Source organism: Bariatricus massiliensis, assembly GCF_900086725.1.
Taxonomy (GTDB): Bacteria; Bacillota; Clostridia; order Lachnospirales; family Lachnospiraceae; genus Allocoprococcus; species Allocoprococcus massiliensis.
Window position 1 is genome coordinate 674,589 of the sequence record NZ_LT574836.1, and the last position, 22,977, is coordinate 697,565.

Annotated in this window: 28 protein-coding genes; 21 read left to right on the top strand and 7 right to left on the bottom strand. The window is 46.3% G+C overall.

Features of this window, described 5'->3' with window-relative positions:
- The first annotated feature begins 3 nt into the window (after positions 1-3).
- Genes BN6465_RS04770 through BN6465_RS04795 form a run of 6 tightly spaced genes read left to right on the top strand, consistent with a single transcriptional unit; the run spans position 4 to position 4,434 of the window.
- Positions 4-1,011, top strand: coding sequence for a PhoH family protein (locus BN6465_RS04770; RefSeq protein ID WP_066732193.1), 1,008 nt, complete (start codon positions 4-6; stop codon positions 1,009-1,011).
- Complete coding sequence (gene ybeY / locus BN6465_RS04775; protein ID WP_066732195.1) at positions 1,008-1,502, top strand: rRNA maturation RNase YbeY; 495 nt, start codon at positions 1,008-1,010, stop codon at positions 1,500-1,502. Before BN6465_RS04770 ends, ybeY begins: the two co-directional genes overlap by 4 nt.
- A 26-nt stretch (positions 1,503-1,528) precedes the next feature.
- Positions 1,529-3,196: a putative polysaccharide biosynthesis protein gene (locus BN6465_RS04780; protein WP_066732197.1), complete on the top strand. Its 1,668-nt coding sequence runs from the start codon at positions 1,529-1,531 to the stop codon at positions 3,194-3,196.
- A gap of 56 nt (positions 3,197-3,252) precedes the next feature.
- A complete protein-coding gene (locus BN6465_RS04785) occupies positions 3,253-3,621 on the top strand; it encodes a hypothetical protein (protein WP_066732200.1) in 369 nt (122 codons plus the stop codon).
- A gap of 41 nt (positions 3,622-3,662) precedes the next feature.
- Complete coding sequence (locus tag BN6465_RS20645) at positions 3,663-3,884, top strand: DUF896 domain-containing protein (protein WP_066732202.1); 222 nt, start codon at positions 3,663-3,665, stop codon at positions 3,882-3,884.
- Positions 3,862-4,434 (top strand): 5-formyltetrahydrofolate cyclo-ligase, encoded by a 573-nt coding sequence (locus tag BN6465_RS04795; protein ID WP_066732204.1) that lies wholly within the window; start codon positions 3,862-3,864, stop codon positions 4,432-4,434. The genes BN6465_RS20645 and BN6465_RS04795 overlap by 23 nt, the downstream gene beginning before the upstream one ends.
- On the opposite strand, the gene BN6465_RS04800 is transcribed toward BN6465_RS04795, so the two are convergent.
- A complete protein-coding gene (locus BN6465_RS04800; RefSeq protein WP_066732207.1) occupies positions 4,431-4,910 on the bottom strand; it encodes an S-ribosylhomocysteine lyase in 480 nt (159 codons plus the stop codon). The genes BN6465_RS04795 and BN6465_RS04800 overlap by 4 nt on opposite strands.
- Positions 4,911-5,114: 204 nt before the next feature.
- Here BN6465_RS04800 and BN6465_RS04805 point away from each other — a divergent pair, with 204 nt between their 5' ends.
- Complete coding sequence (locus BN6465_RS04805) at positions 5,115-5,747, top strand: histidine phosphatase family protein (protein WP_066732209.1); 633 nt, start codon at positions 5,115-5,117, stop codon at positions 5,745-5,747.
- Here BN6465_RS04805 and BN6465_RS04810 read toward each other — a convergent pair.
- Positions 5,720-6,742, bottom strand: coding sequence for a LacI family DNA-binding transcriptional regulator (locus BN6465_RS04810; RefSeq protein WP_066732213.1), 1,023 nt, complete (start codon positions 6,740-6,742; stop codon positions 5,720-5,722). The two genes, BN6465_RS04805 and BN6465_RS04810, sit on opposite strands and share 28 nt — an antisense overlap.
- A 136-nt stretch (positions 6,743-6,878) precedes the next feature.
- Between BN6465_RS04810 and BN6465_RS04815 the strand changes: the two genes are divergently transcribed.
- Genes BN6465_RS04815 through BN6465_RS04825 form a run of 3 tightly spaced genes read left to right on the top strand, consistent with a single transcriptional unit; the run spans position 6,879 to position 12,081 of the window.
- A complete protein-coding gene (locus BN6465_RS04815) occupies positions 6,879-8,159 on the top strand; it encodes a galactokinase (RefSeq protein WP_066732216.1) in 1,281 nt (426 codons plus the stop codon).
- A 26-nt stretch (positions 8,160-8,185) separates the two neighbouring features.
- Complete coding sequence (gene galT / locus BN6465_RS04820; protein ID WP_066732218.1) at positions 8,186-9,676, top strand: UDP-glucose--hexose-1-phosphate uridylyltransferase; 1,491 nt, start codon at positions 8,186-8,188, stop codon at positions 9,674-9,676.
- A gap of 29 nt (positions 9,677-9,705) precedes the next feature.
- Positions 9,706-12,081: an HAD-IC family P-type ATPase gene (locus tag BN6465_RS04825; RefSeq protein WP_066732220.1), complete on the top strand. Its 2,376-nt coding sequence runs from the start codon at positions 9,706-9,708 to the stop codon at positions 12,079-12,081.
- 15 nt (positions 12,082-12,096) lie between these two features.
- On the opposite strand, the gene BN6465_RS04830 is transcribed toward BN6465_RS04825, so the two are convergent.
- Positions 12,097-13,728, bottom strand: coding sequence for an ABC-F family ATP-binding cassette domain-containing protein (locus tag BN6465_RS04830; protein WP_066732222.1), 1,632 nt, complete (start codon positions 13,726-13,728; stop codon positions 12,097-12,099).
- 156 nt (positions 13,729-13,884) lie between these two features.
- Here BN6465_RS04830 and BN6465_RS04835 point away from each other — a divergent pair, with 156 nt between their 5' ends.
- The 3 genes from BN6465_RS04835 to BN6465_RS04845 are packed head-to-tail and all read left to right on the top strand — an operon-like array spanning position 13,885 to position 15,740.
- Positions 13,885-14,742 (top strand): patatin-like phospholipase family protein, encoded by an 858-nt coding sequence (locus tag BN6465_RS04835; RefSeq protein WP_066732224.1) that lies wholly within the window; start codon positions 13,885-13,887, stop codon positions 14,740-14,742.
- 15 nt (positions 14,743-14,757) lie between these two features.
- Positions 14,758-15,162, top strand: coding sequence for a secondary thiamine-phosphate synthase enzyme YjbQ (locus BN6465_RS04840; protein WP_066732226.1), 405 nt, complete (start codon positions 14,758-14,760; stop codon positions 15,160-15,162).
- Between the two features lie 5 nt (positions 15,163-15,167).
- Complete coding sequence (locus BN6465_RS04845) at positions 15,168-15,740, top strand: HD domain-containing protein (protein WP_308013029.1); 573 nt, start codon at positions 15,168-15,170, stop codon at positions 15,738-15,740.
- 3 nt (positions 15,741-15,743) lie between these two features.
- Here the strand turns inward: BN6465_RS04845 and truA are convergent, their stop codons facing one another.
- On the bottom strand, positions 15,744-16,478 hold the full coding sequence (truA, locus tag BN6465_RS04850) for a tRNA pseudouridine(38-40) synthase TruA (RefSeq protein ID WP_066732228.1): 735 nt from the start codon (positions 16,476-16,478) through the stop codon (positions 15,744-15,746).
- 119 nt (positions 16,479-16,597) lie between these two features.
- Here truA and BN6465_RS04855 point away from each other — a divergent pair, with 119 nt between their 5' ends.
- The gene (locus tag BN6465_RS04855; RefSeq protein WP_066732230.1) at positions 16,598-17,068 is read left to right on the top strand and encodes an acyl-CoA thioesterase; all 471 of its coding nucleotides are present in this window, start codon (positions 16,598-16,600) and stop codon (positions 17,066-17,068) included.
- Here the strand turns inward: BN6465_RS04855 and BN6465_RS04860 are convergent.
- Together BN6465_RS04860 and BN6465_RS21170 are read right to left on the bottom strand one after the other, a co-directional pair.
- The gene (locus BN6465_RS04860; protein ID WP_227183276.1) at positions 17,065-17,334 is read right to left on the bottom strand and encodes a hypothetical protein; all 270 of its coding nucleotides are present in this window, start codon (positions 17,332-17,334) and stop codon (positions 17,065-17,067) included. The two genes, BN6465_RS04855 and BN6465_RS04860, sit on opposite strands and share 4 nt — an antisense overlap.
- Positions 17,216-17,827 (bottom strand): hypothetical protein, encoded by a 612-nt coding sequence (locus tag BN6465_RS21170; RefSeq protein WP_227183278.1) that lies wholly within the window; start codon positions 17,825-17,827, stop codon positions 17,216-17,218. The genes BN6465_RS04860 and BN6465_RS21170 overlap by 119 nt, the downstream gene beginning before the upstream one ends.
- Before the next feature lie 99 nt (positions 17,828-17,926).
- Here BN6465_RS21170 and BN6465_RS20930 point away from each other — a divergent pair, with 99 nt between their 5' ends.
- Positions 17,927-18,073, top strand: a complete 147-nt coding sequence (locus BN6465_RS20930; protein WP_199882788.1) for a hypothetical protein — start codon at positions 17,927-17,929, stop codon at positions 18,071-18,073.
- 54 nt (positions 18,074-18,127) lie between these two features.
- Here BN6465_RS20930 and BN6465_RS04865 read toward each other — a convergent pair whose 3' ends face one another.
- Entirely contained in the window at positions 18,128-18,382 is a 255-nt protein-coding gene (locus BN6465_RS04865) for a chorion class high-cysteine HCB protein 13 (protein WP_074017762.1), read from the bottom strand.
- Positions 18,383-18,501: 119 nt separating this feature from the next.
- Between BN6465_RS04865 and BN6465_RS04870 the strand changes: the two genes are divergently transcribed.
- The 6 genes from BN6465_RS04870 (at position 18,502) to BN6465_RS04895 (ending at position 22,901) form a co-directional block, all read left to right on the top strand.
- Complete coding sequence (locus BN6465_RS04870) at positions 18,502-19,392, top strand: S8 family peptidase (protein WP_066732239.1); 891 nt, start codon at positions 18,502-18,504, stop codon at positions 19,390-19,392.
- Positions 19,393-19,488: 96 nt separating this feature from the next.
- Positions 19,489-20,583 carry an HD domain-containing phosphohydrolase gene (locus BN6465_RS04875; protein WP_066732240.1) on the top strand — a complete coding sequence of 365 codons (1,095 nt, stop codon included), beginning with the start codon at positions 19,489-19,491 and terminating at the stop codon, positions 20,581-20,583.
- A gap of 74 nt (positions 20,584-20,657) precedes the next feature.
- Positions 20,658-21,002 (top strand): YlxM family DNA-binding protein, encoded by a 345-nt coding sequence (gene ylxM / locus BN6465_RS04880; RefSeq protein WP_066732242.1) that lies wholly within the window; start codon positions 20,658-20,660, stop codon positions 21,000-21,002.
- A gap of 1 nt (position 21,003) precedes the next feature.
- Positions 21,004-22,365, top strand: a complete 1,362-nt coding sequence (ffh, locus tag BN6465_RS04885) for a signal recognition particle protein (RefSeq protein ID WP_066732244.1) — start codon at positions 21,004-21,006, stop codon at positions 22,363-22,365.
- 36 nt (positions 22,366-22,401) lie between these two features.
- On the top strand, positions 22,402-22,647 hold the full coding sequence (gene rpsP, locus BN6465_RS04890; protein ID WP_066732246.1) for a 30S ribosomal protein S16: 246 nt from the start codon (positions 22,402-22,404) through the stop codon (positions 22,645-22,647).
- A gap of 23 nt (positions 22,648-22,670) precedes the next feature.
- Positions 22,671-22,901 carry a KH domain-containing protein gene (locus tag BN6465_RS04895; protein ID WP_066732248.1) on the top strand — a complete coding sequence of 77 codons (231 nt, stop codon included), beginning with the start codon at positions 22,671-22,673 and terminating at the stop codon, positions 22,899-22,901.
- Positions 22,902-22,977: the final 76 nt, after the last annotated feature.

The following is a 22,977-nucleotide window of genomic DNA, read 5'->3' on the forward strand; positions in this document are numbered from 1 at the left end:
TAAATGGGAATTCTTGAAACAGTGATTGAAATACCGGCAGAACACGAACGCAATGTCTTTGGGCAGTTCGATGTTTTTGCAAAAAAAATAGAGCGCGCCCTGCACGTTACTTTGATTGCCCGGGACGGTAAGGTGAAGATTCTTGGTGATGAACGCAATGTAGAGCGTGCCAGAGACGTGCTTTTGAATCTTACGGAACTTTCCGGGAGAGGAAATGTGATTCAAGAGCAAAACGTAGATTATATCTTGTCTCTTTCTATGGAAGACAGTGCAGAAGAGGTGCTGGAGATTGATAAGGAGCTTATCTGCCATACACTTCAAGGGAAGCCTATCAAGCCGAAAACACTGGGACAAAAGCGCTATGTAGATGCAATCCGCGACAAGATGATTACGTTTGGCCTGGGGCCGGCCGGGACGGGAAAGACTTATCTGGCTATGGCTATGGCCATCACGGCCTTTAAGAGCAACGAGGTGGGCAGAATCATCCTGACACGTCCGGCGATTGAAGCCGGTGAAAAGCTTGGATTTCTGCCGGGGGACCTGCAGAGTAAAATAGACCCCTATCTACGCCCTCTATATGACGCGCTCTATCAGATCATGGGCGCAGAAAGCTTTATTAAAAATTCGGAGAAGGGTCTGATCGAGGTGGCGCCCCTTGCTTACATGAGAGGGCGGACACTGGACAATGCTTTTATCATATTGGATGAGGCGCAGAATACGACTCCTGCGCAGATGAAGATGTTCTTGACGAGAATCGGATTTGGCTCCAAGGTAGTGATTACCGGTGATTCTACACAGAAGGATCTGCCTTCGGGGCAGATATCCGGGTTGGATACTGCCGTCAATGTGGTAAGAAATATAGAGGATATCAGTATATGTAAACTGACAAGCAGAGATGTAGTGCGCCATCCTCTTGTGCAGAAAATCGTGAAAGCTTACGAAGAATATGAGCAGAAGAGCACACAGAAGAAACCCTATGGTAAAGACAGAAAGAAAAGGAATCGAAAATGAAACTATACTTTGAAGAAGAAGGGGACTTAAAGCTTCCTTTGGACTGTGAGCAGATAGCCGGGGAAGTGGCAGAGGCGGTGCTGGAGTGTGAAGCATGTCCCTATGAGGTTCAAGTCGAGCTGCTTCTGACGATGAATGGAGAAATCCATGAGATGAACCGGGAATTCCGGCAGGTAGACAGGCCTACCGATGTTCTCTCTTTCCCGATGGTAGACTATGAGAAGCCCGCTTTTTTTGAACCGCTGGACACGGATGAAAGTCTTTTCGATCCGGATACCGGGGAATTGTTGCTCGGCAATATTGTGATTTCTAAGGAGAAGGTATTGGAGCAGGCCGAAGAGTACGGCCATTCTCCAAAAAGGGAATATGCTTTCCTAATTGCGCATAGTATGTTACACTTATTAGGTTACGACCATATGGAAGAGAACGAGCGTCGTATCATGGAAGAAAAACAAAAGGCAGTACTTGATGGCTTAGGTATCAGCCGATAACAGTCTGCTGTTCGACGAGGTGCTTTATGGCAAAGAAAAAGAAATCTAAAGGCAGAGGTTTTCTGGTACAGGGTACCATTCTGGCGGCGGCTGGAATTATAACGAAGGTAATAGGCGCCATTTACCGGATTCCTATGCTGAATATAATGGGACTGGAAGGACAGGGGTACTATGACATCGCATTTCAGGTGTATTCGATCGCGCTGTTAATTTCTTCCTACAGTCTTCCCTTGGCAGTTTCCAAACTGGTTTCGGCCAGAATGGCAAAAGGACAGAAGCGCAATGCATTCCGCGTATTTAAAGCGGCCATGATATTTGCTGTTGCGGTAGGGACAGTCATTATGATTGTTGTATTTATCGGTTCAGATGTAATTGCGGATCATGTGATGGGAGCAAAGTTAAGCTCCTATGCACTCAGGGTATTGGCTCCCGGTCTGTTGATCGTGGCCATAATGGGAGTACTGCGCGGATACTTTCAGGGAATTGGTACAATGATTCCCACAGCTATTTCACAGGTATTGGAGCAGATCCTCAATGCGGTAGTGAGTATATTAGGCGCTGCCATGCTCATGGAGTATGGAAAGGGAATTGCCGAGAAGAAGAATAACGAACTTCTAAGTTCTGCGTACTCTGCGGCGGGCGGAACGCTGGGTACGGTGGCAGGCGCCCTGATTGGTCTGGTATTTCTTGTTTTATGTTATGCCGCATACAAAAATATATTAAAACGCCAGCTACGCTCCGATAAAAGTAAACGGCAGGATGAGTACCAGATGCTTTTCAAATTGCTGCTCATAACGATTGCGCCCGTAATTCTCAGCACGGCCATTTACAATGCAAGTAATGTGATCGACAGTGCTATGTTCAACAAGATTATGGGGGCGCAGGGGAAGACAGAAAAATGGTGCGCACGGATGATAGGGAAACTGGGTGAATATTATACACTCTTCAATGTTCCTCTGGCAGTTGCAAATGCGTTGGGCGCTTCCATGATGCCGGGACTTGTGCGGGCGGTAGAAAGCAGAGAGCGCCGTCTCATACATAACCGGATATATATGGCAGTACGTTACACAATGCTGATCGCCATTCCCAGCGCCGTAGGTTTTTTTGTGATAGGAAAGCCGATATTGGACTTTCTCTGGCCAAATGTTGAAAATAGTGTACAGGGAAGAATGCTGATGATTGGAGCTATATCGCTGGTATTTTACTCTTTGTCCACGATAACCAATGCAGTGCTTCAGGGACTGAACCGGATGATGAAGCCGGTGAAAAATGCGACGGTAGCACTTGTCCTGCATATTGTGTCGCTGTTCATTATGCTTGTTGTATTCAAATGGGGAATTTATTCTATTATTGTCAGCAAGATTGTTTTTTCATTGTGCATGTGCATCATGAACTCCCACGACATCAGAGAGGCTGTGGGATATGTGCAGGAGCGTCAGAGAACATACGTCATCCCTGCAATTGCGGCGGCAATCATGGGTGGTGTGGCCTTCGTGCTCAATCTTGTGCTGGATATTTTTATGCCGGGCCGTTTGGCTACCCTGATCGTGCTGATCGTGGCGGTTATCGTTTATGGCGTATGCCTGCTGAAGTTCGGAGGATTGTCCGAAGACGAGCTGCTGTCCATGCCAAAAGGGGCTACGCTCATATCCGTCTGCAAAAAGCTGCACTTATTGAATGACAATTATTATTAAAATCGTATAAATACCGGAAAACAGGTCGATACTGTATACAAAAAGGAGTTGTCCTTATGGAAAAAAAGTACAGTATTGGCCTTTTGCTGGCGGCAGTCGTCTGCCTTGCGACATTAAGCTTTGCTTTTCATGTAGAATATAAATATGATCAGGAGCGGGCCCGCATTGAGGCGGAAGAAGCAAAAAGAAAAGAAGAAGAACAGTCGGTTTCAACTCAAGGAAATGCAGAAAAGGCAGAATGCTATTACCTATTAGAGTTGAACGGTTATGTAGCTGTATACCAAAATGATAAAACGACAGTGTTTGAATATACAAATATAAGGGTATCTGAACTGCCGCAGGAGCTGCAGTCGGAGATAAAGAGCGGGAAAAAGATTGAGACCACAGAAAAATTGTATGGTTTTTTGGAAAATTATTCTAGTTAGGACCAAACAGAAAATCTGGGGTGCGGAGAGGAACAGAAGATATGGATGAAAAAAAGATAGCAAGAATTAATGAACTTTACAGGAAGTCTAAAGCAGAAGGACTGACGGAAGCGGAGAAGAAGGAACAACAGATTTTAAGGCGGGAATATGTAGACGCATTCAAGCAGAATCTCCGGGGGCAGCTGAATAATATTTCAATCAAAGAAAAGGATGGAAGCATTACACATCTGGGTGAAAAATATGGCAGCAAAAAAGGAAATTAGACTGGCAGTTTTAAAAGCGCGCCGGAATCTATCCCAGCAGGAGACTATGGAGAAAAGCAGCCATATCTGTGAGAGCGTTGTATCTCATCCTTGGTTTCAGAAGGCGAAAACAGTTCTTCTCTACATGGATTATAACCGGGAAGTGATGACAGGCCAGATTATCGAAAGAGCGTGGGAACTGGGGAAATGCGTAGGTGTTCCCAAAGTACACGGAAAGACGATGGAATATTATCGTATAGAGTCTTTTGAGGATTTGGAGGAGGGAGCATACGGCATTCGGGAGCCGAGGAAAGAATGCCCCCGCATCCAGACAGAGGGAGCAAAACGGGGGGATATACTGGCGGTAATGCCGGGGGTCGCTTTTGACTCAGAGCGGAATCGAATCGGCTATGGCGGCGGATATTATGACAAGTACTTTGAGAAGAAAGACAATATCAATAAAATGGCCGTTGCCTTTGAACTGCAGATGGTCCCGTGTATCGACGCGGAGGAATTTGACTTAAAACCTGACTGTATTGTCACAGAAAAACAGCTCTACTGCCCGGATTAATCCGGATAGCAGAGCTGTTTTTCTGTGATGTTGGCAAGTACTTTGTCCAAATAATTTTTTGCAGTATATCTGGCCATAGGCAGATTCATATCCAAATAGTTTCCGCAGTCTTTCGCGGATGCGCCGGGTACTTCACCTTGGTAAGCGGCTATAAATGTAAACATTTCCCTCATAAGCGGAAGAAGTTCTTCTGAACGATAATTCCCATAGAGGATAAGATAAAAGCCTGTACGGCATCCCATGGGGCCAAAATAGACGACCTTGTCTCCATATTCTTTGTTGTTCCTTAAAAATGTGGCGCCGAGATGTTCGATTGTATGCACTTCAGCCGTGTTCATGACAGGTTCTTCATTTGGGTTCGTCATGCGGATGTCAAAAGTCGTCAACGTAACACCACCATAGGTGTCCTTTCTTGAAACATATAGACCGGGGACTAACTTGAGATGGTCTATCGTAAAGCTTGTGATTTTTTCCATATACTAACTGTGCGGCGGGCCGCCGCGCTCCTTCCCGTATTATTGGCTCATTAGAACAATAAATATTATATCTGTTATATTTGATAAAAGCAAGGGCACGCTTCACGCAGAAGAAAAAATATGGTACAATACATGAGTGCAATTAAAGGCAATTGCACGTGGCAATGAACGCTGCTTAGCGTAAGAATTTAAGAGGTGTAGATAATGAAAATTTATATGATCAGACATGGTGAAACTGACTGGAATAAAAAACGAAAGTTACAAGGGCAGGTAGATATTCCACTCAATGAGTTCGGGAGACATCTGGCCAGAGAGACTGCCCCGGCGCTCAGGGACATTCCTTTCGCCGCCGTATATACGAGTCCTTTGAGCCGGGCAAAGGAGACGGCAGAGCTTGTTCTGGAAGGCAGGGCCGTTCCTATCATTGAAGAGGCACGGATAATGGAAATGGGCTTTGGCGAGTATGAAGGACTTTGCTGTAATCAGGAGGGATGGAATATTCCGGACCCCGATTTCCGCTATTTTTTTGATGCCCCTGAGAAATATCATCCTCCGAAGGGAGGAGAGACTTTCCAGCAAGTATCTGACCGGCTGGATGACTTTTTGAAAGAGCTGCTGGGAAATAAAAAGCTGCAGGACAAGACGGTGCTTCTGTCCACCCACGGTGCGGCGCTCTGCGGGATTCTCAGACTGATAAAAAGGAATCCCATAGAAAGGTATTGGGACGGCGGTGTGCACAAAAACTGTGCAGTGACGATAGCAGAGGCCGCTGAAGGCGGGATAAGGATTTTGGAAGAAGCAGTGACATACTATAACGATAGTGTATCTGACTGGTAAGCCCTTTTTTTGCATGAATTGCGTACGACCAGCTCGCAGGGAAGCTTGATTTTTAACGCGGCAGCAGGTCCTTCAAGAATGATGTGCTGGAGGACGGCTGCACCGTAACGCCCCATATGGTAGGCCGGCGCGTGGATGGTAGTCAGCGGAGGTACCGTGAATTCCGCAATGCGGATATCATTGAAGCCCATGACAGAGACATCACCGGGGACGGAAAAGCCGTGCTCGCTCAATGCCTTCATTGCCCCCAGGGCAATCGGGTCACTGGCAGCAAAGACCGCAGTGGGAAGCCTGCCGGAATCAATCAGCTCACACATCATCTCATAGCCAGAATCAATCAAAAAGCTGCCTTCTTTCAGGTAGGGACGGTAATTTATCTCATGTTCTTCACAATAATTGATAAAGGCGTTCTTTCGATATTCGGGATAAAGCTGGTTATCGTCCACATACTCCCTCCCGGACAGGAATCCGATATCTTTATGTCCAAGGGAGGTGAGATATTGTAGGCCTTCGGCCACTGCCTGTTCGAAATCCATGGTAATCGTAGATATTTTAGGATTATCCACCGGCATGTCAAGAAATAGAATGGAGGGGTTCAGTTCTTCGAAGAACTGGACTTCTTTTTGGCTGAATTTCCCGATGCATATGAGGCAGTCTACCGTTTTGAGGGCCTCGGCGTAGTTCCGGTCGCTTTTATAGGTTCTTACTATCTGGATATTATGGGCGAAACAGTAGTCTTCGATACCCTGACGTATGAGCAGATAATAACTGTCCTCCAGTTCCTGCTGTGAAGAGAACCACTGTACGATGCCCAGTGTAAAAGCGGCTTTGACAGATGGCCGGTTTCTTTTTATATAGTTTAATTTCTGTGCAGTATCTAATACTTTCTGTCTTGTCTCCGGAGATACATTCAGCGTCTCATCCATGTTCAAGATTCTTGAGACAGCCGCTGTGGAGACATTCGCTATTTTGGCAATGTCTTTTATAGTAGCCATAAGTTTTCCCCCGATTAAAAAGTTTACAAATTTAGTAAATCAGTGTTGTATGTTTACTAAATATATTATATAATTTACTTAACGCAAAAGCAAGTGTAAAGTGAGAAATAACGAAGTATAAAATGGAGGAATTGCCATGAAACAAGTTACTGAGATTATGGAGGAAATGAAGGCAGGAAAGCTCAGGGGACTGCTGGAGGATATCTATGTAGATGCCCATGTTATTCCGGCACAGGAAGCCCGCTATATAAAGGCTATGGAGAAGTTTACTGCATTATTTGGCCCACAGGAAGTAGAAATTTACAGTGCGGCAGGGCGCAGCGAAGTGGGCGGTAATCATACGGACCATCAGCAGGGGATGGTACTGGCTACATCTATCAATCTGGATGTAATCGCAGTTGTCAGTAAAAATGAGGATTCTGCGGTGAGGGTAGTATCGGAAGGCTACAAGATGATTGAATTAAGCGCAGAAGATTTAGAGAAAAGACCGGAGGAGGAAGAGACGTCGATTGGACTGATTCGAGGTGTTCTCCGCGGTTTACGGGACAGGGGATATAAGACGGGAGGATTTAACGCTTATATGACGAGTGATGTGCTGGGTGGCTCGGGCCTGTCTTCTTCTGCGGCTTTTGAGACTGTGATAGGTACTATTGTGGATGGCCTGTATAATGAGATGAGTATCAGCATGGTTGAAATTGCCCAGATAGGTCAATTTGCGGAGAATGTATTTTTCGGCAAACCGAGCGGACTCATGGATCAGATGGCATGCGCGGTGGGAGGGATGATACATATTGATTTTAAAGATCCTGAAAAACCGAAAGTAGAAAAGGTGGATGTGGACTTTGAAGCTTATCATTACAGTCTCTGTATCGTAGATGTCAAAGCATCCCACAGTGATTTGACCTATGCCTATGCTCTGGTGCCGGAGGAGATGAAGAAAGTATGTGATTATTTTGGCAAAAAGCATCTCCGGGAGATTGAGCCAGAGGAGTTTTATACACATATACCTGAAATACGCAAGGTGACGGGGGACAGAGCGGTACTTCGCGCCATCCACTTTTACGGGGATAATGAGCGGGTGCAAAAAGAGGTAGACGCACTGAAGAACGGTGAATTTAAGGAGTTCTTAAAATTAGTAAAAGAATCCGGTGATTCTTCATTCAAATACCTTCAGAATATTTATACGAATGAGGATGTACAGAATCAGAGCATGTCCATCGCTTTGGCTGTGAGTGAGCGGGTGCTCGGCGGACACGGCGTATGCAGGGTGCATGGCGGCGGATTTGCGGGCACGATACAAGTATTTGTAGAAAATGATTTTGTGGAAACTTACCGCAGGGCAATGGATGAGATATTTGGAGCTGGTGCATGCCACGTGCTGAAAGTGCGTAAATATGGCGGACTCAAGGTAATGTAAGTGGTGAATTTGAAGGGAGAAGCATTATGATATACGAAGCAGTAGGAAAGCTTGTACAGTATGGGAAAATGACGGGCCTTGTAAAAAAAGAAGATGAAGTTTATGTGACGAACCAGATTCTGGAAACCCTTGGACTGACCGGATATGAGGCGCCGGAGCTGGGAGAAGAGATGCCGGAACTTGAGAGTGTACTCAGGGAGATTACTGATTATGCTGTAGAGTGTGGGCTGATAGAAGATTCAGTGGTCTACCGTGATTTGTTTGATACAAAGGTGATGGGGAGACTTGTGCCGCTGCCAAGCACTGTGATAGATGAATTCAACAGCCTTTATCAGGAGGGCCCCAAAGCGGCTACGGACTATTTCTATAAGCTGAGCCAAGACAGCGATTACATACGGAGATACCGGATTAAGAGAGACCAAAAATGGATAACGTCCACACCTTATGGGGACATGGAAATTACAATCAATCTGTCCAAACCGGAAAAGGATCCAAAGGCGATTGCCGCAGCGAGAAACGCCAAGGCAAGCGGTTATCCAAAGTGCCTTCTCTGTAAGGAGAACGAGGGTTATGCCGGGCATGTCAGTCATCCGGCAAGGCAGAACCACCGTGTCATCCCTATTACCATAGCGGGAAAGGACTGGGGATTCCAGTATTCACCTTACGTGTATTATAATGAACATTGTATTGTCTTTAACGGCGAACATGTCCCGATGAAGATAGAAGAGGCGGCATTTGCTAAGCTTTTAGACTTTGTGAGCCAGTTCCCCCACTATTTCGTAGGCTCCAATGCAGACCTTCCTATTGTAGGCGGCTCCATTTTAAGCCATGACCATTTTCAAGGGGGAAATCATGAGTTCGCAATGGCGAAGGCACCGGTTATACGGACATGTACGATTCATGGATTTGAGGATGTGGAGGCGGGCATCGTAAAATGGCCTATGTCAGTCATCCGCCTCAGAAGCAAGGAGACAGGGCGTTTGGTCAAAACAGCCGCACATATATTGGAAGTGTGGAGAGGATATACGGACGAAGCGGCATTTATCTATGCTGAGACAGACGGGGAGCCACACAATACGATTACGCCGATTGCCCGTATGAAGAATGGAATGTATGAATTGGATCTCGTGCTCCGCAATAATATTACAACGGAAGAACATCCAATGGGCGTGTATCACCCACATGCAAATCTGCATCATATCAAGAAAGAGAATATTGGACTCATTGAAGTCATGGGGCTTGCCGTTCTTCCGGCCCGCCTAAAGACAGAGATGGAACGACTGGCAGATGCGATGCTCACCGGAAAAGATATCTACTCTGATGAAATGCTTGAAAAACATGGGGCATGGGCAGAGGAGATTCTGAAAAAGTATGAGCATATCACAGAGGATACTATCATGGATATTCTCCATGAAGAAATTGGGCTGGTATTTAACCAAGTGCTGGAAGACGCTGGAGTCTATAAACAGACTGAGGAGGGACAGAGAGCGCTGGATCGCTTTATTGCTTCACTATAATCTGCGGGGTTAAATACAAGGTATAGGATATGAGTACGGAATATAAAAAGTACAGGGGATTAACAGAAAAGGAAATAAGTGAGCGTATTCAGGCGGGAAAGGTAAATGGGGTGCAGAAAGGCCCGCTGAAAACGGAACGCGAAATTGTGACAAGCCATATAGTGACTTACTTTAATATTCTGAATCTTTTTCTGGGTTCTTTGATTTTTATGACAGGGAAGTTCGTAAATGCGGCCTTTTTGATGGTGGTCGTGCTGAATTCCCTGATTGGTATCATTCAGGAATTAAAGGTAAAGCGCTTGATAGATAAGCTGTCGGTCTTGACTGCAGTGAAGGTGTCCGCGATAAGGGACGGCGAAGTCCGGGAGATTAAAGTGGAGGAGATTGTGCTGGATGATCTCCTCCTGCTTGAGGGCGGCGTCCAGATATGCAGCGATTGCAGTGTTGTGGAATCCCGTGGAATGGAGGTCAACGAATCCATGCTGACCGGTGAATCGGTTCCGGTCAAAAAAAAGCCGGGGGACAAACTGTTGTCCGGCAGTTATCTGACATCCGGTACAGGGGTTGGAAGGGTCATCCATGTGGGGGATGAGAACTATGCACAGGCTCTGACCATGAAGGCAAAGACAAAGAGAAGGGCTTCATCGGAAATGCAGGACACCATCAAGCAGGTTATCAAGGCGGTAAGCATTATGATCATACCCGTGGGAATCCTGCTTTTTATAAGCCAATATGCCGTGGGCGGCCTTACCGTCAATGAATCGGTTGTCAAGACCGTGGGCGGAGTGATTGGGATGGTTCCGGAAGGGCTGGTGCTTCTCACCAGTGTGTCATTTGTCTTGGGCGTGGGACGTCTTGCCCGGAAGAGAGCGCTCGTTCAGGAGATGGAAGCTGTGGAAGCATTAGCCAGAGTGGACGTTTTGTGTCTGGATAAGACTGGCACAATCACGACTGGTGAGCTGGCCGTGGAGCGGTTGATACCGGAAAAAGGGATATCCATTGTAGATATGCGCAGAGTTATGAACGCTATGTCTTTTGCATTTGATGATATCAATCCCACACAGGAGGCATTGATGCGGTGCTTTCAGAATACGGGGGAATGGAAGACAGTCGAGACCATCCCCTTTTCACCGGAACGGAAATACCGCGCCGCCACGTTCGAAGGGCAGGGAAGCTTTGTGCTTGGTGCTCCTGAATTTTTTATGGATGCCACGGAGGAACTCTATCTGGAAGCTCTTAGTTATGAGGAAAACGGAATGCGGGTCCTGTTTCTGGGTACATGCGACCGTATCGACAAGGAGACGGGAGAGGTCTTTGGCGTCGGAAGTTTTGGACTTATCGTGCTATCGGATGTAATACGCCCTGAGGCGGAGGAGACATTTCAATACTTTAAGGAAAATGATGTCCGTATCATAGTTATTTCCGGGGACAACCCAGTCACGGTATCTAAAATCGCGGAAAAAGCCGGAGTCCAAGGAGCGGCAAGCTATGTAGATGCCTCCAGCCTGCCTGATAAGCCGGAGGAATTGGAAAGCGTCATCAGCCAATATGCCGTATTTGGCAGAGTCACGCCGGAACAAAAGCAGCATATCATACGTGGATTCCAAAATAACGGCCATACGGTAGGCATGGTAGGGGATGGTGTCAATGACGTGCTGGCCATCAAGGATGCAGACTGTGGTATTGCCATGGCGGCAGGGAGCGAAGCCGCGCATCAGGCCGCGCATATTGTCCTTCTGGACTCAGATTTTTCTTGTATGCCGGAGATAGTCCGGGAGGGCAGGATGATTATAGGGAGTATAGAGCGGGTCAGCGCACTGTACCTCACAAAAACATTATACTCGTCACTTTTGTGCGTCATATTTATCTTGATTTCAAGGGCTTATCCGTTCATACCAATTCAGCTTACTCTTATCAGCACGATAACGATAGGAATACCTAGTTTCATCTTGACGCTGGAACAGACAGAGTCGGTCAGTAAGGAAGGTTTTTTGCCCCATATCATGCAGATATCTCTGCCGGCCGCTCTTACGATGGCTGTCGCAATGGGAGCGATTCAGATACTGCACTATTTTCTGCATTTTACGCCGGAAGTTCTCTCCACGTACAATCTGCTGGTCGGAGGGACGGTAGGATTGACTGTGCTCTACAGAGTCTGCCGACCGCTGAACCGTCTGCGGGGGCTTTTATTGGGAGTGCTGGCAGCAGGATTCTTCTTCAGTGTGGTGGGATTCAAGCCTCTCTTGAGCATTGCGAATCTTTTGCAGCTGGACATGATATGGGTTCTTCCTATTATTGTGGGCAGTATGGCGATGGCACAGGGACTTGCTCATATGGCGGAGAAGATATATCTATATAGGAAGCGGAGGAACGTGGATGATAAAAAAACGTGCAGACATAAATAATCTGCACGTTTTACTTTAATTATCTTCTTCTTCCATAATGTAAGTTTGACGTTTTCTCGCCATCTCATCACTGGCAAGGTATTCATCATAAGTTGTGATTTTATCGATCATATGGCCGCCCGGCATAAATTCCATAATCCGGTTGGCAGTAGTCTCCACAATCTGGTGGTCACGGGAGGCAAAGAGGAGAACGCCCGGGAATTTCTTCATACCATTGTTGAGGGCGGTAATCGCCTCCATATCAAGGTGGTCGGTAGGCTCGTCAAGAATTAAGACGTTTGCCCCTGAAATCATCATTTTTGACAACAGACACCGAACCTTCTCACCGCCTGAAAGAACCTTGACTTTTTTAAGCCCGTCCTCTCCGGCAAAGAGCATCCTTCCGAGGAAGCCCCTCACATAGGTCACGTCCTTTTCCTCTGAATACTGGGTGAGCCATTCCACGATAGTATCTTCATTGGAAAACTCATGGCTGCTGTCTTTTGGAAAATACGCCTGCGTAGTCGTGACGCCCCATTTATAACTGCCCTCATCCGGCTCCATCTCACCGGTAAGTATTTTAAAGAACACGGTTTTTGCAAATTCATTGCCGCCAACGAAAGCGACTTTGTCTTCACGGTTCAAAGTGAAAGAGATGTTGTCCAGTACCTTTACACCGTCGATCGTCTTAGAGATGCCGTCCACGGTCAGGACTTCGTTGCCTATCTCTCTGTTCGGTTTAAAATCGATATAAGGATACTTACGGCTGGACGGGCGTATCTCATCCAGCTGGATTTTCTCCAGAGCACGTTTTCTGGATGTGGCCTGTTTTGATTTAGAAGCGTTGGCGCTGAACCGGGAGATGAACTCCTGAAGTTCTTTGATTTTTTCCTCTTTCTTTTTATTCGCCTCTTTCATCTGGCGGATGAGCAGCTGGCTTGACTCGTACCAGAAATCATAATTTCCCGCATAAAGCTGAATCTTGCCGTAGTCGATATCCGCAATCTGGGTACAGACTTTATTTAAGAAATACCGGTCATGGGATACCACGATAACGGTATTGTCAAAATTAATAAGGAATTCTTCCAGCCAGGCAATAGCGTCAAGATCCAAGTGGTTCGTAGGTTCGTCCAACAGAAGAATATCCGGATTACCAAAAAGGGACTGTGCCAAGAGAACTTTGACTTTCTGCGCTCCCGTCAGGTCTTTCATCATTTTCAGATGAAGGTCTGTGTCGATTCCAAGTCCGTTTAAAAGAGACGCTGCATCTGATTCCGCTTCCCAGCCGTTCATGGAGGCAAATTCACCCTCTAATTCGCTGGCCTTGATGCCATCCTCATCGGTAAAATCCTCCTTCGCGTAGATAACTTCTTTTTCCTTCATAATTTCATAAAGACGGGCGTTTCCCATAATTACGGTGTCCAGAACAGGATACTCGTCGTATTTAAAGTGATCCTGCTGCAGGAAGGAGAGGCGCTCTCCGGGAGTAATGATGACATCCCCCTGCGTAGGCTCAAGCTGCCCTGATAAAATTCTTAAAAATGTAGACTTCCCGGCGCCGTTGGCACCGATTAAGCCATAACAGTTTCCTTCGGTAAATTTAATGTTCACGTCTTCGAATAGTGCTTTTTTCCCGACTCTTAAAGTGATATTACTTGTACTGATCATAGAGGTTCGCTCCTTATTTCACTCTTACTTATTATTTATGGCGTTATGCATGCTCACCCGCATATAGTAACACGCCTATTTGATTTTAGCAAGACAGGAATACAAAGTTGTGCTATACTGGACGCATAGCATTTTGACCATGAAAGGAGCGGTTTGATGATAGAAGCAGGTTTGGTCTTAGAGGGGGGAGCCACACGGGGAGTCTTTACCTCCGGGGTCTTGGATTACCTGATGGAGCGGGAGATATATCTGTCCCATGTTGTCGGAGTATCCGCTGGTTCTTGCAATGCAGTGGACTATTTGTCCAGACAGCCCGGCAGGACGAGGGATTGTATGATACACAGGGGCAAAGAATATGATTATTATTACGGGCTGAAGGATTTTGTCAAGGAGCGGAGCCTTCTGGATATGGATATGATTTTTGACAAATACCCGAATGAAGTGTTCCCTTTTGATTTTGACACTTATTTTAAGTCAGACATGCAGTGCGAGATCGTAGTGACTAACTGTGTGACTGGCAAGGCTGAATACTTGACGGAGGGCAGTGACCCGCAGAGGCTCATGATGCTCTGCAGGGCGTCCAGCAGTATGCCTTTAGTATGCCCGGTGGTGAAGATTGACGATGTGCCATATTTGGACGGTGGATTAGCTGACTCGGTACCCGTACAGCATGCAATAGAAACGGGGCCGAAGAAAACCGTAGTCATTTTGACCCGGCCTAAAGGATACCGGAAAAAGCCGGTGTCAAAAAGTACAGCAAGATTATACCGTACACTTTATAGAAATTATCCGGCGCTGGTTGAGACTTGTATAAAAAGAAATGAAAAATACAACGAAGAGATGGCATATATCGAAGCGCTGGAGGAGGAAGGCAGCATCTTTGTCCTGCGGCCGCACATGAGGCCGGTGTCAAGGCTGGAGAAGGATTTCGAGAAGCTGCTGGCGTTTTACCACCATGGATATCGCATGATGGGATTAAAATATCATTCATTGATGGAATATCTGGAAAAATAAAAGGAGGCAGGCTTTATGTATTTAAAAGAACACACTATATCTACTCAACATGCGCAGCAGATGTCAAAAATCACCAACATGATACGGGAAGACATACAGGAAAGCGGTGTTAAGGAGGGGACAGTGCTTGTGTTTTCCCCACATACTACGGCTGGATTTACAATCAACGAAAATGCGGACCCGGATGTGGTGCACGACATGCTTCTTGGATTCGATAAAGTATTTCCCACAGAGCAGCCTTATTACCGGCATATGGAAGGAAATTCGCATGCACATATGAAAACTTCTTTGGTGGGGCCTTCCCAGACTCTGATTATACACAAAGGTGAGATTATTTTTGGCATCTGGCAGGACTTGTACTTTTGCGAGTTCGACGGCCCTAGGAACCGTAAGTTCTATGTTAAGATTGTTGAGGGGTAAGACAGATGAATATGAATGAATCCATTTTGCTGGACTTTATGAGCCTCTGCGAGCGTTTAAAATGCAATACCCGCCATTCTTGGACGTCAACAGGGAGACATGAGAGTGTGGCGGAGCACAGCTGGCGGCTGTGCGTGTTCGCCTGGCTCATGAAGGAGCAGTTTCCCGAGCTGGATATAGAGCGGGTGATGATGCTTTGCCTCTTTCATGATTTGGGGGAAGCCGTCACAGGGGACGTTCCTTGTTTTGAAAAGGGAGAAGAGGACTGTCTGAAAGAAGAAAACGCGTTGGAGGCCATTGCAGAGATGCTGCCAGAAACGTATTGTCAAGAGCTGAAGGGAATGTTCAAGGAAATCTCAGAGAACTGTACCCCGGAAGCCCGGCTGTTTCATGCACTGGATAAGATGGAAGCAGTTATCCAGCACAATGAGGCGCCTGTCAGTACGTGGCTGCCGCTGGAGCACGAACTCCAGCTTACATATGGGACTAGTCAGGCCGAGGACTTTCCTTTTACCAAATCGCTGAGAGAACGGATAAGACAGGATTCTCTCAATAAGATGGCAGAGGAGAAGCACTGACGGCTATACATAATTGGTCTCCATGAGACACAGCCCGAGGGCAGGGCTGGGTGCGCTGCACTTCGATGTCCCTTCTAAGATAGCTGTGATATCTTCTGGAAAACGTTTCCCGGTTCCGATATCTAAAAGGGTGCCTACGATCAACTGGGGCATAAGGCGCAGAAAGCTGTCTGCACAAATGTAAAGATGCAGCTGACTGCTGGATTCCGATGTATAGAGTACAAGCTCAGAGATAGAGCGCACGGTTGATTTTTTATTCTTTCCGGCCGAAAAACAGGCAAAATCATGAGTGCCGCACAGCTGGCGGGCCGCAGCCTCAATGGCCTTCGTATGAAGCGGAGCCGGAAAATGAAGCGCGTATTTTCCGGTGAAAATATCCGGTACACGTCCGGTGTCGAGAAGATAGGTGTAAGCACAGGATTTTAAATTCAAGGCTGCGTGAAAGCGGGAGGGCATCTCGGAAATTCCGGTAACCGCAATATCCATGGGAAGATTGCGGTTCAGGGCAGTTTTAAGCTCCCGCAGTGAAAGAGGAGTGTCGGTCAGAAAGTGGACTGTCTGGGCGGTGGCGTGGACACCGGGGTCGGTCTTGACAGCGCCTGTCAAATCAACCTCCTTGCCCGTGACGCGCAGAAGAGCTTCCTGAAGTTTATAAGAGATGGTCTTGCCGGAATCACGCCGGGTGAATCCTTGATAGCGGGTACCATCATATTCAATAAGCAATTTTATATTACGCATAAAAATATCCTTTCCGGTTAAATATAATACATATGTGCAATGCAATTGCCTTTAATTGCACGTATGTGTAATTATTATACCATAAATACCAGATGGATAAAAGAAACAGAGGTGACAAAATGACAGAGAGAAAAGTGGCTGATTCCCTTGTGGAAACTATACATATGGTCAGGCCCCAGCACCTGAATTCTGCCGGGCGGCTGTTCGGCGGCACACTGATGCAGTGGATTGATGAGGTGGCCGGACTCGTAGCTAAAAGACATACACATATGAACATCACTACGGCATCCGTAGACAATCTGAATTTTCTGCGCAGTGCATTTCAGAAAGATGTTGTCGTGTTGATAGGAAAGATGACATATGTAGGACGTACTTCCATGGAAGTGCGTGTGGATACGTATGTAGAAAGTATGGACGGTGTCAGAAAGCCCATCAACCGGGCCTATGTGACACTTGTAGCGTTGGGGGAGGACGGCAACCCCACAGAAGTTCCGAAGCTCATCACGGAGACTCCGGGTGAAAAAATGGAGTGGGAAGGTGCGCTGAAGAGGAGAGAGATGCGTGACTTGAGGCGTAAGGAAGGATTTTAACTCCTTCCTTTTCTGCCCCCGTTTTTCTGCATATTCTGTACCATCTGTACCATATTATCAATCTGTGCGCATTCTTGAGGGGATTTTCCTTCTTTGAGAATGTCGAGAATCAGAGACACTTCGCCGGGGGTGAATTGAATCCCCTTTTTATTGGCACTGGTTATCAGATTCATCATGACGGGAGCCAGAGACTTCCCATTCTTCCCTTTCGTCTGCTGGGCTGCCGCTTTGATCAGCTCCAGTTTCACAGGGTCCAGATTCTTCATTGCCGGATTGTTCATCCATTCGTTCATTGTTATCCGTCCTTTCTGACTGAAATGCGTTCATCATATCGAACATTGATTGTTGTTCGGGCGTCAGCATCTGCTTAGCCATCTCCGAAAAATCCATGCCTCCTGCTGAAAAACCACCATTTCCGTTGGAACTATCCCCAGCAGCATTCATTACTTCCATCATACTCATAACCTGAGCAAACATATCCATAGTCTGGCCTGCATCCTCAGGGAGGTAAGGCCCCAAATCCTGAAGCATGGATGCGAGTGTGAACTCTTTTTGCCGCAGCCGCCCTCTGCGGCTATGATAATAAGGAGGTTGGAAATAGTAAATGGCATTCTGAAATTCCGAAAATTTGGCATACATGCCCGCCATACGCTGAAAATCGGGCGGCATATAGGGAAGCATCAGTTTAAGCATCTGAATAGCTTCATTTGTCACCATCATATCAAAAGGTGTCATTTTTAAAGGCGGTCTCTTTTCCATATATACTCTCCGATACAGCGTTATAAATATATATGTGCCATGATGCTGATTTATGAAAACAGCATATACTGAAATGAGAGAATGAAACAGGTGAAAATCATGAACAGAACAATTATTATCGAAGGAAATTCGGTATATGAGCTGGATGAAAACTGTATGCTGAAGAAACACTGCAAATCTGCGGAAGAGAAAAAAGAGAAGAAAAGATTGGTGGATGTTCCAGATGAAAAAGAAGAGAAACGCTAGATGATATAGAAAATGGGGATGCCTTAAGGCATCCCCATCTTAGATTACTGCGTATTAGCAGCCACATCCACAGCCATTGCCGCATCCGTTGTTGCCAAATCCACCACAGCAGCACAGAAGCAGTAAGATAATCCAGATACAGCTGTCGTTTCCGCCGCAGTCATTGCCGCCAAATCCGCCGCCGCATCCGCCGCAGCAGAAGAGAAGGATAATAATCCAGAGACAGGAAGACATCCCGCCGCCGCATCCACAGTTTGATGCGCTATTCTCGCATCCACATCCACAGTTTGTTGCACTTAAATCACTCATGTTAATAGCCTCCATTGGGTTTCTTTACACTTCATCATATGTAGCACAGCTTGCCAGTGTTTCCATATTTTAAACATTTTTCTATCTTTCTGAATATCTTAAAACAAAAAGGATATAAAATGAAAGAATTAAAGAAGACAATCCACTACTGGTGTCCTGATGTAATAGATAGGAAATTTACGGGAAGGGGGATTGCCATCGCTGTACTAGATACGGGAATCCAGCCCCATCCCGATCTTGCGGCGCATATTTCAGCCTGGAAAGATTGTGTGAATGGAAGGGAGCATCCCTATGACGATAACGGACACGGAACGCATGTGGCCGGCATCCTTGCCGGTGACGGACGTTGTATGAGAGGGATGTATGCAGGGATGGCGCCCGATGCAAGGCTGATATCCGTAAAGGTTCTCAATGAAAAAGGAGACGGAAGGATAGATCAAGTCATTCAAGGGATACGTTTTATCTTGGAGCAAAAGGAGCGCCTGAGAATACGTATTGTCAATATCTCTATTGGAACTCTGCCGCACCCACAAAACAAAGGAGAGCAAAATTTATTGTTCTGGGTGGAAAAAATGTGGGATGCGGGACTGGTGGTCGTGGCTGCGGCAGGGAATCTGGGGCCGGAGGAAGGGAGTATCACACTGCCCGGAATCAGCAGAAAAGTCATTACAGTCGGCGCCGATGTACCCGCCGGTGTCAGACGAATGTATTCAGGATGTGGGCCGACCGTCGAGTGTGTAAAAAAACCGGATGTGACAGCTCCGGGACTGGGGATATACTCCTGTAATCACCTATATCCAAGACGCAGCAGAATGCCTTATATTAAAAAAAGCGGCACTTCTATGGCAACGCCGGTCGTATCAGGGGCGGCAGCACTTTTGCTTGAGAAGTACCCGGATATGAGCAATACGGAGGTGAAGCTAAGGGTTTGGAATGGGTGTGAAGATATGGGGCTGCCGGAAAATCAACAGGGACACGGCAGGATTCATATACAGAAACTATTGGCATAAAATTCAATATGTAATTGGTAATTTTATTGACAAGGATTGAATTTAAGGTGATAATAGAGTCGTAACAGAAATTTACGTTTAGGAGAAGCAAAAGGGATGCAAGGGCGGAACACGATTCTAATAGTAGATGATCAGGAAGTCAACCGTATGATACTAGCGGAGACTTTCCGAGAACAATATAAGCTTGCGGAAGCCATAAATGGCGAGGAGGCACTTCAATATATTTATGACCATGAAGATGAATTAGCGGCTATTCTGCTGGACATTGTGATGCCCAAGCTGGATGGTTTCCAAGTGATGGAACGACTGGAAGCCGATGGGATAGTAAGGCGTATTCCAGTCTTCTTCATCACAGCCGCCGACTCTCATGATACAATTATACGGGGATATAATATGGGAGTGGTGGATGTCATCAGTAAACCTTTTTTTCCTGAATTTATTCAGCGCCGTATCGGGAATGTCGTGGAATTGTACCAGACAAGGGAGAAGCTGAAGGATATCGTTGACCGTCAGGTCGTTGAACTGCAGAAGCAGGCTGACAAGCTGAAAAAGCAGGCAGATGAACTGCAGCATGTCAACAGTTCAATCATTGAGATGCTCAGTACTATCATCGAATTCCGTGACTGCGAATCGGGGGAACATGTCAAGCGGATACGGGATATTACGAGTATGCTTCTTGACTGTGTGACTAAATTTTACCCAGAGTACCAGATAGAAGAAGAGCAGATTCCTCTGCTTTGTGATGCGGCAGTCATGCACGATGTTGGTAAGATTTCTATTCCCGATTCTATTTTGAAGAAACCGGGCAGACTTACCAAAGAAGAATTTGAATTGATGAAAGAGCATACTATCAAGGGATGCGACATATTGGACAGTATCCCGAATATCAAGGACAGTGAGCTATATAAGTACTGTTATGATATTTGCCGTCATCATCATGAGCGCTGGGATGGCAATGGTTACCCGGACCGGCTGAAAGGGGATGAAATATCTATCCAAGCTCAGGTAGTGTCCCTTGCCGATGTCTACGATGCGCTTGTGAGTGAACGTGTATATAAGAGCGCCTACTCACATGAAAAGGCAGTACAGATGATTTTGAATGAAGAGTGCGGGGTATTTAATCCTAAACTTCTCACCTGTTTCCAAAAGATAGCAGACCAAATCAATCTGAGTTTATATAAGCAGCAATAAAAGAAAAAAGATTGTCAAGAAAAAACACTTGACAGTCTTTTCCTTTTGTTATATGATAACACAGGTGATAAATGATGGACGAAATACTGAAACAGACATTATTATATGATTTCTACGGAGAACTTCTGACGGAGCATCAGAAGGAGATATATGAGCAGGCTGTCCTTGAGGACTACTCTTTAAGTGAGATTGCGAAAGAGGCCGGAATCAGCCGTCAGGGAGTGCATGATATGATTAAGCGGTGCACGAAGACTCTGGAAGGGTATGAGGAAAAGCTTCATCTGGTAGAAAAGTTTGTGTCTGTAAAACAAAAGGTCAGTGAGATAGATGAATTGCTGGAGAACTATGAGCATCAGGATGAAAAAGACTTGATTGCAAAAGTAAAGCGAATATCCGGCGAGATAATAGAGGAGTTATAATATGGCGTTTGACAGTTTAACAGAAAAACTTCAGAATGTTTTTAAGAACCTCCGGAGCAAAGGGCGGCTCACCGAAGATGATGTGAAGGCGGCGCTGCGAGAAGTAAAGATGGCGCTTTTGGAGGCGGATGTTAACTTCAAGGTAGTAAGGAGTTTTATCAAAGATGTTCAGGAGCGCGCAGTCGGGCAGGATGTGATGAACGGTCTTAATCCCGGACAGATGGTCATTAAGATTGTGAATGAAGAGCTGGTCCGCCTGATGGGGTCTGAGATGACGGAGATTAAGCTCCAGCCCGGAAGTTCTAAAACTGTCATTATGATGGCGGGCCTTCAGGGAGCAGGTAAAACGACCACGACAGCAAAACTTGCTGGCAAGTTCAAGCTCAAGGGCAAGAAGCCGCTGCTGGTAGCCTGTGATGTCTACCGTCCGGCGGCAATCAAGCAGCTTCAGATCAACGGGGAAAAGCAAGGCGTGGAAGTGTTTTCCATGGGAGACAAGCAGAAACCTGCCGACATTGCCAAAGCGGCGCTTGAACATGCCGCGAAGAATGGCAACAACCTGATTATTCTTGATACGGCGGGGCGTCTGCATGTGGATGAAGAGATGATGGAAGAGCTGCAGGACATCAAGAATGCCGTGGAAGTCCATCAGACGATTCTTGTAGTCGATGCCATGACCGGTCAGGACGCGGTCAACGTAGCAGAGAATTTTAATCAAAAGATTGGCATAGACGGTGTCATTGTGACAAAATTAGACGGTGATACCAGAGGCGGTGCGGCGCTTTCAATTAAAGCAGTCACCGGCTGTCCCATACTTTATGTTGGTATGGGAGAGAAGCTTTCTGATTTGGAGCAGTTTTATCCGGACAGAATGGCTTCCAGAATACTGGGCATGGGCGATGTCTTAAGCCTCATTGAAAAAGTCGGTGAGGAGATTGACGAAGAACAGGCCAGAAAGATGACAGATAAGCTCAAAAAGGCACAATTCGATTTTGAGGATTATCTGGAGAGTATGAAGCAGATGCGCAAGATGGGCGGCTTTGGCAGTATCCTTGGGATGATGCCGGGGATGGGCGCCATGGGCGGCAAAGGAAAGATGCCCGATATCGACGCGGATGATGCGGAGCAGAAGATGGCGAGAGTGGAATCCATTATTTATTCCATGACAATCAAGGAACGCCAGAATCCCGATTTGCTCAACCTATCCAGAAAGCGTAGAATTGCGGCGGGCGCCGGCGTTGACTTGGCAGAAGTGAACCGGACGGTGAAGCAGTTCGAACAGATGCGAAAGATGATGAAGCAGTTCCCCGGGATGATGGGAGGCAAAGGTGGTAAGAAAGGCAAGTTCAGACTTCCTTTTTAACACATAGATAATCAAGAGAGAAAGAGGTGAAATAAAATGGCAGTAAAAATCAGATTAAAAAGAATGGGACAGAAAAAGGCTCCTTTCTATAGAATCGTTGTAGCTGACGGCAGAGCTCCGAGAGACGGTAAATTTATCGAAGAAATCGGTACTTATGATCCGACTCAGAATCCAAGCGTATTCAAAGTGGACGAAGAGGCAGCTAAGAAATGGTTAAACAACGGTGCTCAGCCTACAGAAGTAGTTGGCAAGATTTTTAAAGCAGCAGGTATTGAGAAATAGGCTGCTTCGCGGAGGTGCGAGTGATGAAAAATTTAGTAGAAGTAATTACAAAAGCACTGGTAGATGATCCTGCGAGTGTGGTAGTTACAGAGAAACAGGAAGGCAGGACCACGGTTGTCGAAGTACATGTCGCAGATAACGACATGGGGAAGGTAATCGGAAAACAAGGCCGAATTGCAAAAGCAATCCGTTCCGTTGTGAAAGCCGCTGCGGCGAAGGAAGATAAGAAAGTCGTAGTTGAAATTATGCAATAAGCAGTCAAAGAAGATGAAACGCAGGTAAGTGTAAATTTATCTGCGTTTTGTGCACTCATGGGATATGTGAAAGGAT